This window comes from Sedimenticola sp. (assembly GCF_050289425.1).
Lineage (GTDB): Bacteria > Pseudomonadota > Gammaproteobacteria > Chromatiales > Chromatiaceae > Sedimenticola.
Map to the genome: position 1 here is coordinate 38,687 of NZ_JBNKFS010000024.1, position 14,566 is coordinate 53,252.

The following is a 14,566-nucleotide window of genomic DNA, read 5'->3' on the forward strand; positions in this document are numbered from 1 at the left end:
TCGCCTAGCCAAAACCGTGCAGAAAAACCTCTGAGAGTGAGCCTTTCCAGGGCGGAAATCTTCTGCTTGTTAGAGTATCATTACCGATTTGATTTTCCGCCCAATCACAAGGTACCCCATGCTCACTCTTCGCGGTGCTCCAGCCCTCTCCGATTTTCGCCAAAACAAACTCGAACGTCGCCTTGCCGAAGCTGTCGGACGGCCGCTTGGCCTGTATGCCGAGTACATCCATTTTGCCGAACTCGACCAGGCGCTGGATGCGGATGAACAGGCGATTCTGGATCGGGTGCTGCGTTACGGTCCCCATCTGGCCGAACATGAGCCGGCCGGACAGCTACTGCTGGTGGTGCCGCGGCCGGGCACCATCTCTCCCTGGTCCACCAAGGCCACCGATATTGCGCACAACTGCGGCCTGGAGAAGATCGAGCGCCTGGAGCGGGGCATCGCTTACTATCTGACGGTTAATGAGGGCAGTGCCATCAGCGACCATGAGCTGCAGGCTGCCCGGTCGGCACTGCATGACCGGATGACCGAAGCGGTGTTCGAGGAACTGGAAGAGGCGGTCTGCCTCTTCACCAAGGCAGAGCCGCGGCCCTTCACCTCTGTGGATGTGGTCGACGGCGGCAAGCCGGCACTGGAAGTGGCCAATGGCGAGTTGGGTTTGGCGCTGTCGGCGGATGAGATCGACTATCTGGTGGAGAGCTTCCAGAGCCTGGGGCGCAATCCCACAGATGTGGAACTGATGATGTTTGCCCAGGCCAATTCGGAACACTGCCGGCACAAAATCTTCAACGCCGACTGGATCATCGACGGCGAAGCGCAGAGCCATTCGCTGTTCAAGATGATCCGCAACACCACCGATCATTCGCCGGAGAATGTGCTCTCCGCCTATAAGGACAATGCGGCGGTGATGTCTGGGCATTCCGGGCAGCGCTTCCTGACCGAGGCCGGCAGTCACCGTTACGTCTACAGCGCCGAACCGATCCATATCCTGATGAAGGTGGAGACCCACAACCATCCCACCGCCATCTCTCCTGACCCCGGCGCGGCCACCGGTTCCGGTGGCGAAATTCGCGACGAAGGGGCGACCGGCAAGGGCTCAAAACCGAAGGCCGGCCTGACCGGGTTCTCCGTCTCCAATCTGCGTATCCCCGGTGCCGAGCAGCCCTGGGAGCAGGACTTCGGCAAGCCGGAGCGCATCGTATCGGCGCTGGATATCATGCTCGAGGGGCCGATCGGTGGCGCCTCCTTCAACAACGAGTTCGGACGTCCCAATCTATGCGGTTACTTCCGCACCTTCGAAGAACAGGTGGCCGGTCCGGAAGGGCCGGAGCTGCGCGGCTACCATAAGCCGATCATGCTGGCCGGTGGTTTGGGCAATATCCGCGAAGCGCATATCGAAAAACATGAATTCCCGGCCGGATCACCCTTGGTGGTGCTGGGCGGACCGGCGATGTTGATCGGCTTGGGCGGTGGTGCGGCCTCTTCCATGGCCAGCGGCACCTCGGCGGAGGATCTCGATTTTGCCTCGGTACAGCGCTCCAATCCGGAAATGGAGCGGCGCTGTCAGGAGGTGATCGACCGCTGTTGGGCGCGCGGCGCGGAAAATCCGATTCTGTTTATCCATGACGTGGGGGCCGGCGGTATCTCCAATGCGTTGCCGGAACTGGTGCATGATGCCGGCCGCGGCGGCAAGTTTGAATTGCGCACCGTGCCTAATGATGAACCCGGTATGTCGCCGATGGAGATCTGGTGCAACGAGGCGCAGGAACGCTACGTGATGGCGATCGACTGTGCCCGCCTGGAAGAGTTTAAGGCGATCTGTGAGCGGGAACGCTGCCCCTATGCCGTGGTGGGCGAGGCGACCGATGAAGAGCATCTGTTGCTGGGCGACGCCCATTTTGAAAATAATCCGATCGATATCTCCATGCCGCTGCTGTTCGGCAAGCCGCCGCGTATGCTGCGGGATGTGAAACGGCGTCCGTTCAAGAAGCCAGAACTGGATTTCAGTGACGTGGATCTGGAGCAGGCGGCTCAGCGGGTGCTGCGTCTGCCGAGTGTCGCCAACAAGACGTTCCTGATCAGCATCGGCGACCGCTCCATTACCGGCCAAGTGGCAAGAGACCAGATGGTGGGGCCCTGGCAAGTGCCGGTGGCCGACCTGGCGGTGACCCTGAGCGACTACGTGGGCTATACCGGTGAGGCGATGGCGATCGGCGAACGCACGCCACTGGCGCTGATTGATGCCCCGGCCTCCGGGCGCATGGCGATCGGCGAGGCGATCACCAACCTGGCGGCCACTGCCATTGATCGCATCGGTGACATTAAACTCTCCGCCAACTGGATGGCGGCGGCCGGGCATACCGGCGAGGACGCCAATCTCTACGCCACGGTCAAGGCGGTGGGGATGGAGCTCTGTCCCGCCCTGGGTATCGCCATTCCGGTCGGCAAGGACTCCATGTCCATGAAGACGGTATGGCAGGAAGCGGGGGGGGCGCGTGCCATGACCGCCCCGCTGTCGCTGATCATCAGCGGTTTTGCGCCGGTCAGCGATGTGCGCCGTACCTTGACGCCGCAACTGCGCAGCGATCAGGGAGACAGTGATCTGATCCTGATCGATTTGGGCAAGGGGGCCAACCGGCTCGGTGCTTCCGCGCTGGCTCAGGTGTATCGCCAGGTGGGGCGCCAGGGGGCGGACTTGAACGATCCCCATGCCCTAAAACAGTTTTTCGCCACCATCCAGGACCTGAATCGTGATGGTTTGCTGCTGGCTTACCATGACCGCTCGGATGGCGGACTCTTCACCACCCTGTGTGAGATGGCCTTTGCCGGCCACACCGGCGTGACAATACGGCTGGATGATCTGGCAGAGGATGATCTGGCGGTGCTGTTCAACGAAGAGCTGGGTGCGGTGATCCAGGTACGCCACAGCGATACCGATGCGGTATTGAAGCAACTGCACGATGCCGGACTGGGCCACTACAGTCACTTGATCGGCACCTTGAACGGTAACGATCAAATCACCATCCAGCGCGGTCACCAAACCCTAGTGGAGTGGCCTCGCATCAAACTACAGCAGGTCTGGTCGGAGACCACCTTGGCGATGCAGCAGCTCCGGGACAATCCGGACTGTGCCCAGGAAGAGTTCGATCGGATCGCCGACGCCGACGATCCCGGCATACAGGTGAAGCTGAGTTTCGATCCGTCCGAAGATGTGGCGACGCCGATGATCAACCTTGGCGTCCGCCCGGAAGTGGCGATCCTGCGCGAACAGGGGGTCAATGGTCAGTTGGAGATGGCCAACGCCTTTCATAAAGCGGGCTTCGACAGTATCGACGTGCATATGTCGGATATCCTCTCGGGTCGCGTTTCGCTGGAGCGTTTCAAAGGGCTGGTAGCCTGTGGCGGCTTCTCCTACGGTGATGTCCTGGGGGCCGGCGAAGGGTGGGCCAAGTCGGTACTGTTTAATCCCCGGGCACGGGATCAGTTCCAGGCCTATTTCACCCGTGACGATAACTTCGCCCTGGGGGTTTGCAACGGTTGCCAGATGCTCTCCAATCTGCACGAGCTGATCCCCGGCGCGGAAAACTGGCCGCACTTCGTGCGTAACCGATCGGAGCAGTTCGAGGCGCGCTTCGTTTCTGTCGAAGTGGGTGAATCAGACTCCATCCTGCTGCAGGGAATGGCCGGTTCGGTGTTGCCCATCGCCGTGGCCCATGGTGAGGGTCGTGCCGAATTCCGCGATGCAGCGCATCTGGCCGCCGCCCAGTCTCAGGTGGTGATGCGCTATGTGGAAAACAGCGGTGAGGTAGCCAGTCGTTACCCGGCCAATCCGAACGGTTCGCCGCAGGGTATTGCCGGACTTACCAGCCGCGACGGACGGGTCACCATCATGATGCCACATCCGGAACGGGTAACCCGTTCGGTGCAGAACTCCTGGTATCCCGAGGGATGGGGTGAGGACGGTCCTTGGATGCGGCTGTTCCGCAATGCCCGTGCCTGGTTGGGATAAACGGGGAAACGCCTGCCGCGGGTTTCGGCTGGATTGCAGCCGTTTGCCGCGGTCTGTCTGATGTCGACATTCACGGCAGCGTTTCGGGCCTCGGTGCCGGTGATGTTCGGTTATGTGCCCCTCGGCATGGCTTTCGGTATCCTGTTTCAGGACCTCGGTTATGCCTGGTATTTCGCTCCCCTGATGGGGTTGACTGTGTATGCCGGTGCGGCGCAGTTTATGGCGGTGGGGTTGCTGGCGGCGCAGGCCTCCCTGTTTGAAGTGGCCCTCTCCACCTTTATTCTCAACTCCCGACACATGTTTTTCGGTGTGTCGCTACTGGGCCGCTACCGTGCCCGGGGCTTGAAAAAGCTCTATCTTATTTTTGGGCTGACCGATGAGACGTACTCCCTGATCACCGGCACCCATCCGCCGGACGGCCATGATGAGCAGCACTATTATCTGCTGATTACCGCCCTGAACCAGTGTTATTGGGTAATCGGTTGTGCGCTGGGCGCGCTGTTCGGGGCCAATGTACAGTTTGATACGACCGGCATGGACTTTGCCCTCACCGCCCTGTTCATGGTGCTGATGCTGGAACAGTGGAAGCGATTGCGTGAACCCTATCCCTTTGTGGTGGCCCTGTTATGTGGGGGGGCGGCGCTCTGGCTGTTCAAGGAACAGATGTTGCTGATCTCCATCGCTTTGTCGATTACGCTGCTGCTGTTGCACGGTCGCCGCGGAGAGGTGATGACGTGACCGATACCGGTTATCTATGGCTGGTCTTTCTGGTCATGACCGTTGCCACCTTCGTGACGCGGTTGATCCCGTTTGTGGCGTTTCGTGAGCGTGGAGATCACCCGTTGCTGATGTATCTGGGGCGCTACATGCCGCCATCCATTATGACTTTGCTGGTGCTGTATAGCCTCAAGTCGCTGGATTTGACGCAAGCACCTTACGGGGTCAACGAAATCCTGGCCTTGTTGCTGACGACCGCGCTGCACCTTTGGCGTGGCAATGCCCTATTGAGTATCTTTGCCGGCACGTTGTTTTATATGGCCGCCATTCAGGCAGTTTGGTTTGGCTAACTTTTCCCGGGGGCGATGCTCAATCGCTTTCAACCCGCACCGCCAAGACATCGCAGGGTGCTTGATGGAGTACGCCGTTGGCGGTTGAGCCGAGCAGTAGTTGCAGGCCGTGCCGACCGTGGCTGCCGAGGATAATCAGGTCTGCCTCAAGTTCGCCAGCGACACGGATAATCTCTCGTTTGGGCGTGCCGATTTCTACCTGAAAGCCGGCGTTGGTGAGGTTGTGCTGTTCGAGCATCGCCTGCAATTTCGTTTCGGCCTGCTTGGCCAGCCGTTGATCCAGGTCGAGGTCTTCGGGGAGCGGGATCTCGCCGGTATACATAGCGCCGGTATACTCCACTACGTGAATCAGTGTCAGGCGACTGTCATACAGTTTCTGTAGTTCCAATGCCTTGACCATGACCGATTCGAACTCATTGGAAAAGTCTGCTGCCACGAGTATGTGTTGATAACTGGACATGAGTTTGTCTCCTGCGCTCTGCTGTCTTCATTATGGTGCGCTCAGGCCTTTTTTTCCAGATTTACCTGCGACGCGGACGAGTTGCAAAGGTGGGTTTGTAGCAGATCTGACAGCCGGGGTGTGGTGCGGGATAGCCCCTCTGGCGGGCCGAGGCTTGCCTGTACCGGGAATATTCCGTAGTCTCAGACCACTATCCCTGAAGGATTTTTGCATGTGGCGTCGGCTGTTGTGGTTATTTCTGTTGCTGCCGCTGGTTTCAGTCCCGCTACGGGCCGAAGACCAGTTGATCCGGATTGGCGTACTGAGCCATCGGGGTTATCAAGCCACTTATGATGCCTGGTCTCCAACGGCCACCTATCTGAGCCGGGTCATACCGGGACATGAGTTTGAAGTGGTGCCGCTCGATTTTCCCGAGGTGGATCCGGCGGTCAAGTTCGGGCAAGTGGACTTTATCCTGGTTAATCCCGGTATCTATGTCAATCTGGAGGTGCGTTACCGCATCTCACGCATCGCTACACTGAACAATCTGGCGGGCGGTCATGTTAACAATGTGTTTGGCGGGGTGATCTTCACCCGTAGCGACCGCAGAGATATCAACACGCTGGATGATCTGAAGGGAAAAAGCCTGATGGCGGTGGATGTCACCTCTCTGGGCGGTTTTCAGATGGCCTGGCGCGAGATGCGCACCCGCGGCCTGGATCCTTACCGGGACAGCTCTTCTTTCTCGTTTGGGGGTATCCATGACGAGGTTGTACGTGCGGTACGGGATGGCCGGGTGGATGTCGGTACGGTGCGTACCGATATCCTGGAGCGCATGGCAATCGCCCACGAGATTAATCTTGAAGACTTTAAAGTGATCAATCCGAAGGTCAATCCTGGATTCCTGTTGAATCGAAGCACTCGTCTCTATCCGGAATGGCCGTTCAGTAAGGTACTGCACACCTCCAATGAATTGGCGCAGAAAGTGGCCGTAGCCCTGCTGAATATGCCGTCATCCCATCCGGCGGCGCGTGCCGGCAACTATGCCGGCTGGACCATTCCGCTCGATTATCAGTCGGTGCATGACCTGTTTAAAGAGTTGCAGTTACCGCCCTATGAGTACAGCGGACGGTTTACCTTGGCGGATGCGATCAAGAAGTATTGGTACTGGTTATTGATTGCACTGTTCTTCCTGGTTTTTATGTTATTGATGACCACTTGGGTATCGCGGCTCAACCGGGAGTTGAAAAAGGCCAAGCAATATCTGGAAAGGCAGTATGAGCTGATTTTGAACTCGGTGGCAGATGGTATTATCGGGGTCGATATGGATGGCAATACCACCTTCGCCAACCGGGCCATGACCCAGATTACCGGCTGGTCGCTCGCCGATCTGATCGGCCGCAATCAGCATCAGATCCTGCATCACACCCGTGCCGACGGCACCTCGCATCCGGCCGATCAATGCCCGGTATACGCCACCTGCCATGACCAGATTCCCCGTTATGTGGATGACGATGTGTTCTGGAAAAAGGACGGCAGCTGTTTTCCGGTGGAGTACTCCAGTACCCCGATCCGCGATGAGCAGTTCAAGACGGTGGGCAGCGTGGTGGTGTTTCGGGATATCAGCGACCGCAAACGCATCAGTGAAGAGGCGCGTCAGCACCAGGATGATCTGGCCCATGTGGCTCGGCTCAGCACCATGGGTGAGATGGCGTCCGGTATTGCCCATGAGATCAATCAACCGCTGACGGCTATTGCCACCAATGCGCATGCCTGTATCCGTATGTTGGAGAGTGGCCACAGCGAGACGGAACGGGTCATCGATGTAATGGAGCGCATCGGTGCCCAGGCGGCCCGGGCCGGAGAGATTATTCGTCACCTGCGTCAGTTCGTAAAAAAGGAGCAGCCGGAGCTAAGCCAGATCGATGTCAATGAAGTGATCAATGAAGTGATCACCCTGCTGCGCACCGAGATCAGGCGGGCCGGGGTTAAAGTGGTGTTGGATCTGGAGGATTCGATCGGTATGGTCTTGGCGCTGCATGTGCAAATCGATCAGGTGATACTCAATCTGGCCAGGAACGCCATCGAGGCGATGGATGAGGTGCCGGAGGGGGCGCGGGTGTTAAGCATCACGACGCGCAACGAACCGGAACACTACGTACGGGTTTCGATCAGCGATACTGGCACAGGGCTTGATCCGGCGGTAGCGGATCAACTGTTCAACCCCTTTGTTACGACTAAACCCAATGGGATGGGACTGGGTCTCTCCATCAGTCAGGGTATCATCGAGGCTCACAAGGGGCGCATTTTTGTCGAGTCTGGCGAGCAGAGGGGTGTACGTTTTGTATTCCTGCTGCCCACCTCAGAAGAAGAGATACAGAATCATGAATAAGAGCACCGTCTTTATCGTAGATGATGACCGGGAAGTGCGTGAGGCACTGCAGTTGTTGATGGAGTCGGTCGGCCTCCAAGTCGAGGTGTTCGATGCGGCCAACGCTTACCTGGAACAGTTTGACGCGTCGCGGCCCGGTTGCATCATTCTGGATGTGCGGATGCCCGGTATGAGTGGGCTGGATCTGCAAAATCTGCTCCTGGAGAGGCCACTTTGCCCACCCATTATCATTATCACTGGTCATGGCGATGTGCCAATGGCGGTACGTGCGGTACAGGCTGGTGCTGTGGATTTTATCCAGAAACCGTTTAATGATCAGGCACTGTTGGATAGTGTGCATCGGGCGCTGGAACGGGATGATCGGCAGCGGGGAGAGGCGACCCATATTGCTGAAATTAAACAGAGGTTGTCGCGCCTGACACCTCGCGAGCGGGAAGTGCTTGAGCTGGTCGTACAGGGGTTGCGTAACAAGTTGATTGCTGCGGAGCTTTCGGTAAGTCAGTCCACGGTCGAGGCCCACCGGGCCAAGGTCATGGATAAAATGGAGGCCAAAACGCTCTCTGACCTGATGCGGATGATGTTGACTATCGAATCCCAATAAATCGTCTATGCTTACCCTGATGCCTGTTCCGCCAGGGTGGTGGGACGCGATTAAGGAAAACCCCAATAATTGCTGCTGTATATTCCAATTTTAATCTTAATGCCCCCTTTCCATAATCAGGTACGTCCGAAAATCTGCCACGGTATGAGGATCCAGTCGCAAACCTGCCGACGGCTCTTGATATCGAGTAAAGCAATAAATCAGGCAGTATGACGACTCAACTGACCTCTTGTCCGATAAATGAACGTGCAGGGAAGCGCACAGGCTGACGTTCAGCTATTGGACAGGGGTCACTCTTCAGCATTCGCCTTAGGAGGAGATGATGAAAAAAACGGTCCGACTAGTTTCAACGCTGGTCATCATTACATCGGCAGCTTGGTTAACGGGCTGTACCGGAAAACCTGCAACGAAAGAAGCGCCCAAGGCGATGGCGGCCCAGGTTGATCCTGCCGTTATCGCCGAAGGTAAAGCGATCGCCACCAGCCGCAAAAAAGGCAACTGTCTCGCTTGCCACATGATTGACGATGGCTCCTCTCCCGGTAATATCGGGCCGCCGCTATTGGGCATGAAGGCTCGTTATCCGGACAAGACGAAATTGCGTGCCCAGATTTGGGATGCCACAGTGGCCAATCCTGAGTCAGCCATGGTGCCTTTTGGTCGGCTACAAGTCCTGACGGAAGCAGAGATCGATAAGGTCGTTGAATATATCTGGAGCCTTTAAGGCGACAGTTATGTACAACCTCGACAGATTATTTGTGGTTTAGGGTTTTGGGAAGAGAGACTATGAAAAAGATACTGATTACACTGATGCTACTGGCGGTCAGCACCGTTGCCGCACAGGCCGGTCCGGAAGAGGATCGTATGGCATTCATTAAATATTACAAGGCTAAATTCCCCGCCGTACCGATGAATGAATACGCCAACGGTGTATACGCCATCGATCCTGTTGGTCGGGAAAACTGGGAGGCGATTGAAGAGTTCCCGCCTTACGAGCCGTTTATCGATGCCGGTCAGGCGATGTGGGAGAAACCCTTCGCCAATGGCAAAGGTTATAAGGACTGTTTTCCAGACGGTCCGGCCATCGCCCAAAAGTATCCCAACTGGGATAAAAAGAAAGGCATGGTGATGACGCTACCGCTGGCACTGAATAACTGCCTGAAGGCCAATGGTGAAAAACCGCTTAAATATAAGAAGGGTCCGATCAATAACATCCTCGCTTACATCGCCTTCCAGTCCCGGGGTAAGGTGATCAATGTGGAGATCCCCAAGGACGACCCCCGCGCCATGGCGGCCTACGAGAATGGTAAAAAGTTTTACTTTACTCGCCGTGGACAGTTGAACTTCTCCTGCGCCAGCTGTCATCTGCAGAACGCTGGTATGCGCGTGCGTACGGAGATTCTCAGCCCTACGCTGGGCCACATCACAGGCTGGCCGGTATACCGCTCCAAGTGGGGGACAGTCGGCACATTGCACCGTCGTTTCTCTGGTTGCAATAACAATATTCGCGCCAAGGCGTTGAAGGCACAGGGTGAACAGTATCGCAACCTGGAGTATTTCCTCAGCTACCTGAGTAACGGTCTGGAACTGAACGGTCCGAGCGCCCGTAAATAGAGGATGTTCGGTAAATTCATGAACAGCCAATTAGAAAAACTGGAGAGGAATATGAAGATGAAATATCTACTCGCGACGCTGTTGCTGGCGCTGAGTCTGCTGGTCGGGGTATCGAGTGCCCTGGCAGGCGATATGAAGGCGGATGCTGCGATGGCGTCGGATGCGATCGCCAAGGCGGAAGCAGCACGCAAGAAAGCCGCTTCGGTGGATGGCGAATGGCGTGATACCGGCAAATTTATCAAGCAGGCGCAGGAGGCGGCCAAGGCCGGAGACTTCGCCAAGGCGGTCAAGCTTGCCAAAAAGGCGGAAAGCGAGGGACGGCTGGGCTATGAGCAGCAGATGTCACAACGCGAACTCAAAATACCCTCCTATCTGAAGTATTGATACGGATTAAACCGAAGGAGAGACATAATGAAAAATGGCAAGGTACTGATTACCCTGGCCCTGATCGGCGGCGTGGCACTTAACGGACTGGTGATGGCCAGTCCAAAGGCCAAAATTACCCCGGGAATGGAATCGCTGGATGTCATGCATAACGGTAAGATGGTGACCATTCGCCGTGTCGATGATCAGAACGCGAAAATACCCGAGTCCTATAACCATCCGTCACGTCACTGCCCCCCATTCTGCATTCAGCCGATGCACATCATTCCGGGTGTGGATACAGTGGGTGAGCTGGATGTTCTGGGCTACCTGAAACGTATCAGTAACGGTGATCGCAGTGTCATGCTGGTGGACTCCCGTACCCCGGACTGGACGCAACGCGGCACTATCCCCGGCGCGGTCAACATCCCCTGGGATAAGATCAATATCGATGTGGCGGGCAACTTTGAGATCGAGACCGAAGCGGCCACCCTGAGCGATATTCTGGTCAACAGCTTTGGTGTAAAGATGGTGGACGGCAAGTGGGATTTCCGTAATGCCAAGACCCTGGTGCTGTTTTGCAATGGTATCTGGTGTCCCCAGTCATCGATCAATATCAAAACCCTGACCAAGATGGGTTACCCCGCCTACAAGCTGAAATGGTATCGCGGTGGCATGCAGGACTGGGTGAGCGTCGGTCTCACTACGGTCAAACCCTGAGTACAAGTATCAAGACAGGAAACAGCTATGAATGAATTACGCAGATTGATAATCAAGGGTTCAGTGGCCGCTGGCACGCTGGGTGTTGCCATGGGGGCCGGATTGCTGGTGCCCGGGCGTGTGTTGGCCGCTTGGCCGGACAAGGCGTTTGGCCAAAAGAAAATGGAAGATGCGCTTGCCGCCCTGCTCGGGTCCGGTGAGATGACCGAGAGCGGGGAGATCAGCATCAAGGCACCGGAGATCGCCGAGAACGGTGCGGTGGTACCGGTCACCGTGACGGCCACGATGGCTGGAGTGGAGTCGATCACGATCGCTGCACCGAATAATCCGGCGCCGTTGGTGGCCAGTTTTGATCTGATGGACGGTGCCCATGGCTACGCGTCTACCCGAATCAAAATGGGTAAAAGCGGGGATGTGGTTGCGGTAGTGAAGGCCGGAGGCAAGCTCTATACCGCCAAGAAGGGTGTCAAGGTAACAATCGGTGGCTGTGGCGGCTAAAACGCAGCGCCTATTCCGCAACAGAACAGCAGACACATAATTTTGAGGTGTAGAACATGGCAACAATCAAAATACGCGCGAAAGAGAAGGACGGGGTAACCACCGTCAAGGCATTGATGACCCACCCGATGGAGTCCGGTTTCCGCAAGGACTCCAAGAGTGGCGGCATGGTCCCGGCGCATTTTATCCAGGAAGTGGTGTGTGAGGTAGGCGGCAAGATGGTGATGAATGCCCACTGGAGTGGCGGTGTCTCCAAGAACCCTTACCTCTCTTTCAAGTTCGATGGGGGCAAGGGACAAACCCTGAAGCTCACCTGGACCGACAATAAAGGCAAATCCGACAGCGCGGAAGCGACCGTAGGCTGATCGGGTTTATCGGGAGGTTGCTGTGCGGGGTGGGTACCGTGCAGCCATGATTCGCGCCGTCGTGATTCGCCAGAGTTGCGACGGCGCCGAAGAATACAATACAGGCCAGGCCGAGCGTTGCTGACCGGAGCCTGACGGAAGGCTGATCTGACATGAGTATATCCAGACGAGAGTTTTTGCATTTGATGGGCATGGCCGGTGCGGCGAGCCTGCTGCCGGGTTCGCTGTATGCGACCGGCAAGCGTCCGGCGGATCTGTATGAGATCCCCCGTTTCGGCAATGTCTGTTTGATGCATATGACGGACTGCCACGCTCAGCTTAACCCCATCTATTTTCGCGAACCGAATGTCAATCTGGGGGTGGGTGCGGCGCTGGGGCAGGCGCCCCATCTGGTAGGAAATGCCCTGCTGAAACACTTTGGTATTGCGCCGGGAAGTGAAGCGGCCCACGCCTTCAGTTATCTCGATTACGACAGCGCCGCCCGCACCTACGGCAAGGTGGGCGGATTTGCTCATCTGGCCACCCTGGTCAAGCGTCTGCGGGCGGAGCGGGGCGAAGGTAACTCGTTGCTGCTGGATGGTGGCGATACCTGGCAGGGTTCCGGTACCGCCTACTGGACCCGGGGCAAGGATATGGTGGAGGCGTGCAATCGCCTCGGCGTAGATATCATGACCGGGCATTGGGAATTCACCTACCGGGATAGCGAGGTGGTTGAAAACATCGGTGCGTTCCAGGGTGAATTTGTGGCCCAGAATGTCAAGGTGACCGAGGAGGCGCTGTTCGACTACAAATTCAGCGACTTTGACGGCTTCAACGAAGACACCGGTCTCGCCTTTAAACCCTACACGATGCGCACGCTGAACGGTGTGCGGGTGGCGGTGATCGGCCAGGCTTTCCCGTATACCCCAATCGCCAACCCAAGCCGCTTCATTCCGGACTGGACCTTTGGTATCCAGGATGAACGGATGCAGGCGCTGGTGGATAAGGTGCGTGCCGACGAAAAGCCACAACTGGTGGTGGTGCTGTCCCATAACGGTATGGATGTAGATTTGAAGATGGCGTCACAGGTAACCGGTATCGATGTGATTTTCGGTGGCCATACCCATGACGGCATGCCGGCCCCCACAGTGGTGGAGAACGCCTCAGGCAAAACCTTGGTGACCAACGCCGGCTCCAACGGCAAGTTCCTCGGGGTGATGGATCTGGATGTGCGTAACGGCAAGTTGCAGGGCTACCGGTATCGACTGTTGCCGGTCTTCTCCAATCTGTTGCAGGCTGACGCCGAGATGCAGGCCTACATTGATGAGGTACGCGCCCCCTATCTGGCAAAACTGCAGGAACCGTTGGCGGTGGCTGAAGAGACCCTGTATCGACGGGGAAACTTCAACGGTACATTTGATCAAGTGATCTGCGATGCCTTGTTGAAGGTGAACGATGCGCAGATCTCCCTCTCCCCCGGCTTCCGCTGGGGCACCACGGTGATTCCGGGCCAAACCATCACCATGGAGCATGTGATGGACCAGACCTGCATCACCTATCCGGAAACCTACCGCCGCGAGATGAGCGGTGCCGATATCAAGGCGATCCTGGAGGATGTCTGCGACAACCTGTTTAATGCCGATCCCTATTTCCAGCAGGGCGGTGATATGGTGCGCCTGGGCGGTATGGATTACGTGTGCGATCCGAACCAATCTTTCGGCAAGCGTATCAGTGGCATGACGCTGGACAACGGGACCGCCATCGAGGCCGACAAGCAGTATATGGTTGCCGGTTGGGCTACCGTGGGCAGTCAATCGCCCGGCCGGCCGATCTGGGATGTGGTGGCGGATTATCTGCGTGACCAAAAACAGGTGAAGATCGGCAAACTCAATACACCGAGACTGGTGGGCATGACGGGTAATCCGGGGCTGGAGGCTTACCCCTCCTGACCGGAAGCGGATCGGACTATTTGATCATGCCGTAACCGTTGGCCATGAGCAGGGCCAGCAGCGGCAGGCAGAGTATCCCCGCCAGCTCCAGGCGGATAACCCGGCGCACCGCGGCCGGCACCGCTATCTGTTGCTCCGGATCACCCTTGCGGTGACGCAAGAAGAACTGTGTCGGGTAGGCCGATATCAAGCCGATCAGGATAAACAGGGTGTACTTAAGATGAAACACCCCGTTGCCCAGGTAGTAATCCAGCGGCTTGGCCAGCCAGAGCGTCAGGCTCAAACCACTCAGCAATACCACCAATGCCTCGATGCCTAACAGGATATCGATCCGCATCAAGCGGCGGATATCTGATCGGCTGAGCGTCGGAGCCAGTAACCGATGCTCCAGCAGGCAAGTGGCGAACAGGGTCAGTATGCCGAGAAAGTGCAGATACTGGGTGATCAGGTAGGCCATGGCCGATTCGGTCCCTGGTGGCGGAGTGTGCCCGTGCAGATTAGCAGATATGCCGCGTCTCATCTTCCCCATACCGGCAGGCCGGTATGGGGAATTGTGCATGGATTGAGCTG

General features: G+C 57.1%; 14 protein-coding genes. 12 read left to right on the plus strand and 2 right to left on the minus strand.

The window, feature by feature from the left end:
* Positions 1-118: 118 nt before the first annotated feature.
* The 3 genes from purL to ACQY5R_RS15290 are packed head-to-tail and all read left to right on the plus strand — an operon-like array spanning position 119 to position 5,079.
* A complete protein-coding gene (purL, locus tag ACQY5R_RS15280; protein ID WP_428609896.1) occupies positions 119-4,012 on the plus strand; it encodes a phosphoribosylformylglycinamidine synthase in 3,894 nt (1,297 codons plus the stop codon).
* 60 nt (positions 4,013-4,072) lie between these two features.
* Positions 4,073-4,750: an AzlC family ABC transporter permease gene (locus ACQY5R_RS15285; protein WP_428609898.1), complete on the plus strand. Its 678-nt coding sequence runs from the start codon at positions 4,073-4,075 to the stop codon at positions 4,748-4,750.
* Positions 4,747-5,079 carry a branched-chain amino acid transporter permease gene (locus ACQY5R_RS15290; RefSeq protein ID WP_428609899.1) on the plus strand — a complete coding sequence of 111 codons (333 nt, stop codon included), beginning with the start codon at positions 4,747-4,749 and terminating at the stop codon, positions 5,077-5,079. The genes ACQY5R_RS15285 and ACQY5R_RS15290 overlap by 4 nt, the downstream gene beginning before the upstream one ends.
* A gap of 19 nt (positions 5,080-5,098) precedes the next feature.
* On the opposite strand, the gene ACQY5R_RS15295 is transcribed toward ACQY5R_RS15290, so the two are convergent.
* The gene (locus tag ACQY5R_RS15295; protein ID WP_428609900.1) at positions 5,099-5,539 is read right to left on the minus strand and encodes a universal stress protein; all 441 of its coding nucleotides are present in this window, start codon (positions 5,537-5,539) and stop codon (positions 5,099-5,101) included.
* A gap of 211 nt (positions 5,540-5,750) precedes the next feature.
* Between ACQY5R_RS15295 and ACQY5R_RS15300 the strand changes: the two genes are divergently transcribed.
* The 9 genes from ACQY5R_RS15300 to soxB all read left to right on the plus strand — a co-directional run bounded on the left by ACQY5R_RS15300 (position 5,751) and on the right by soxB (position 13,996).
* On the plus strand, positions 5,751-7,910 hold the full coding sequence (locus ACQY5R_RS15300) for a PhnD/SsuA/transferrin family substrate-binding protein (RefSeq protein WP_428609902.1): 2,160 nt from the start codon (positions 5,751-5,753) through the stop codon (positions 7,908-7,910).
* A complete protein-coding gene (locus ACQY5R_RS15305; protein ID WP_428609904.1) occupies positions 7,903-8,511 on the plus strand; it encodes a response regulator transcription factor in 609 nt (202 codons plus the stop codon). Before ACQY5R_RS15300 ends, ACQY5R_RS15305 begins: the two co-directional genes overlap by 8 nt.
* A 322-nt stretch (positions 8,512-8,833) precedes the next feature.
* Positions 8,834-9,232 carry a sulfur oxidation c-type cytochrome SoxX gene (gene soxX / locus ACQY5R_RS15310; RefSeq protein WP_428609905.1) on the plus strand — a complete coding sequence of 133 codons (399 nt, stop codon included), beginning with the start codon at positions 8,834-8,836 and terminating at the stop codon, positions 9,230-9,232.
* A 62-nt stretch (positions 9,233-9,294) separates the two neighbouring features.
* Positions 9,295-10,122 (plus strand): sulfur oxidation c-type cytochrome SoxA, encoded by an 828-nt coding sequence (gene soxA / locus ACQY5R_RS15315; RefSeq protein ID WP_428609907.1) that lies wholly within the window; start codon positions 9,295-9,297, stop codon positions 10,120-10,122.
* Between the two features lie 57 nt (positions 10,123-10,179).
* Positions 10,180-10,506 (plus strand): hypothetical protein, encoded by a 327-nt coding sequence (locus tag ACQY5R_RS15320; protein ID WP_428609909.1) that lies wholly within the window; start codon positions 10,180-10,182, stop codon positions 10,504-10,506.
* Between the two features lie 27 nt (positions 10,507-10,533).
* Positions 10,534-11,205 carry a rhodanese-like domain-containing protein gene (locus ACQY5R_RS15325; RefSeq protein WP_428609911.1) on the plus strand — a complete coding sequence of 224 codons (672 nt, stop codon included), beginning with the start codon at positions 10,534-10,536 and terminating at the stop codon, positions 11,203-11,205.
* Between the two features lie 27 nt (positions 11,206-11,232).
* Positions 11,233-11,703, plus strand: coding sequence for a thiosulfate oxidation carrier protein SoxY (gene soxY, locus ACQY5R_RS15330; RefSeq protein WP_428609913.1), 471 nt, complete (start codon positions 11,233-11,235; stop codon positions 11,701-11,703).
* Positions 11,704-11,759: 56 nt separating this feature from the next.
* On the plus strand, positions 11,760-12,068 hold the full coding sequence (gene soxZ, locus ACQY5R_RS15335) for a thiosulfate oxidation carrier complex protein SoxZ (protein ID WP_428609914.1): 309 nt from the start codon (positions 11,760-11,762) through the stop codon (positions 12,066-12,068).
* A 152-nt stretch (positions 12,069-12,220) separates the two neighbouring features.
* On the plus strand, positions 12,221-13,996 hold the full coding sequence (soxB, locus tag ACQY5R_RS15340; protein WP_428609915.1) for a thiosulfohydrolase SoxB: 1,776 nt from the start codon (positions 12,221-12,223) through the stop codon (positions 13,994-13,996).
* A 16-nt stretch (positions 13,997-14,012) separates the two neighbouring features.
* Here soxB and ACQY5R_RS15345 read toward each other — a convergent pair whose 3' ends face one another.
* Entirely contained in the window at positions 14,013-14,453 is a 441-nt protein-coding gene (locus ACQY5R_RS15345) for a DUF2214 family protein (protein WP_428609917.1), read from the minus strand.
* Positions 14,454-14,566: the final 113 nt, after the last annotated feature.

Bases quoted from the DNA above. Each gene is read 5' to 3' on its own strand.
- purL (WP_428609896.1), top strand. From the start codon at position 119: ATGCTCACTCTTCGCGGTGCTCCAGCCCTCTCCGATTTTCGCCAAAAC.
- soxB (WP_428609915.1), top strand. From the start codon at position 12,221: ATGAGTATATCCAGACGAGAGTTTTTGCATTTGATGGGCATGGCCGGT.
- ACQY5R_RS15325 (WP_428609911.1), top strand. From the start codon at position 10,534: ATGAAAAATGGCAAGGTACTGATTACCCTGGCCCTGATCGGCGGCGTG.
- ACQY5R_RS15320 (WP_428609909.1), top strand. From the start codon at position 10,180: ATGAAATATCTACTCGCGACGCTGTTGCTGGCGCTGAGTCTGCTGGTC.
- ACQY5R_RS15285 (WP_428609898.1), top strand. From the start codon at position 4,073: ATGTCGACATTCACGGCAGCGTTTCGGGCCTCGGTGCCGGTGATGTTC.
- soxX (WP_428609905.1), top strand. From the start codon at position 8,834: ATGAAAAAAACGGTCCGACTAGTTTCAACGCTGGTCATCATTACATCG.
- ACQY5R_RS15295 (WP_428609900.1), bottom strand. From the start codon at position 5,539: ATGTCCAGTTATCAACACATACTCGTGGCAGCAGACTTTTCCAATGAG.
- soxZ (WP_428609914.1), top strand. From the start codon at position 11,760: ATGGCAACAATCAAAATACGCGCGAAAGAGAAGGACGGGGTAACCACC.
- soxA (WP_428609907.1), top strand. From the start codon at position 9,295: ATGAAAAAGATACTGATTACACTGATGCTACTGGCGGTCAGCACCGTT.
- ACQY5R_RS15305 (WP_428609904.1), top strand. From the start codon at position 7,903: ATGAATAAGAGCACCGTCTTTATCGTAGATGATGACCGGGAAGTGCGT.
- ACQY5R_RS15345 (WP_428609917.1), bottom strand. From the start codon at position 14,453: ATGGCCTACCTGATCACCCAGTATCTGCACTTTCTCGGCATACTGACC.
- ACQY5R_RS15300 (WP_428609902.1), top strand. From the start codon at position 5,751: ATGTGGCGTCGGCTGTTGTGGTTATTTCTGTTGCTGCCGCTGGTTTCA.
- soxY (WP_428609913.1), top strand. From the start codon at position 11,233: ATGAATGAATTACGCAGATTGATAATCAAGGGTTCAGTGGCCGCTGGC.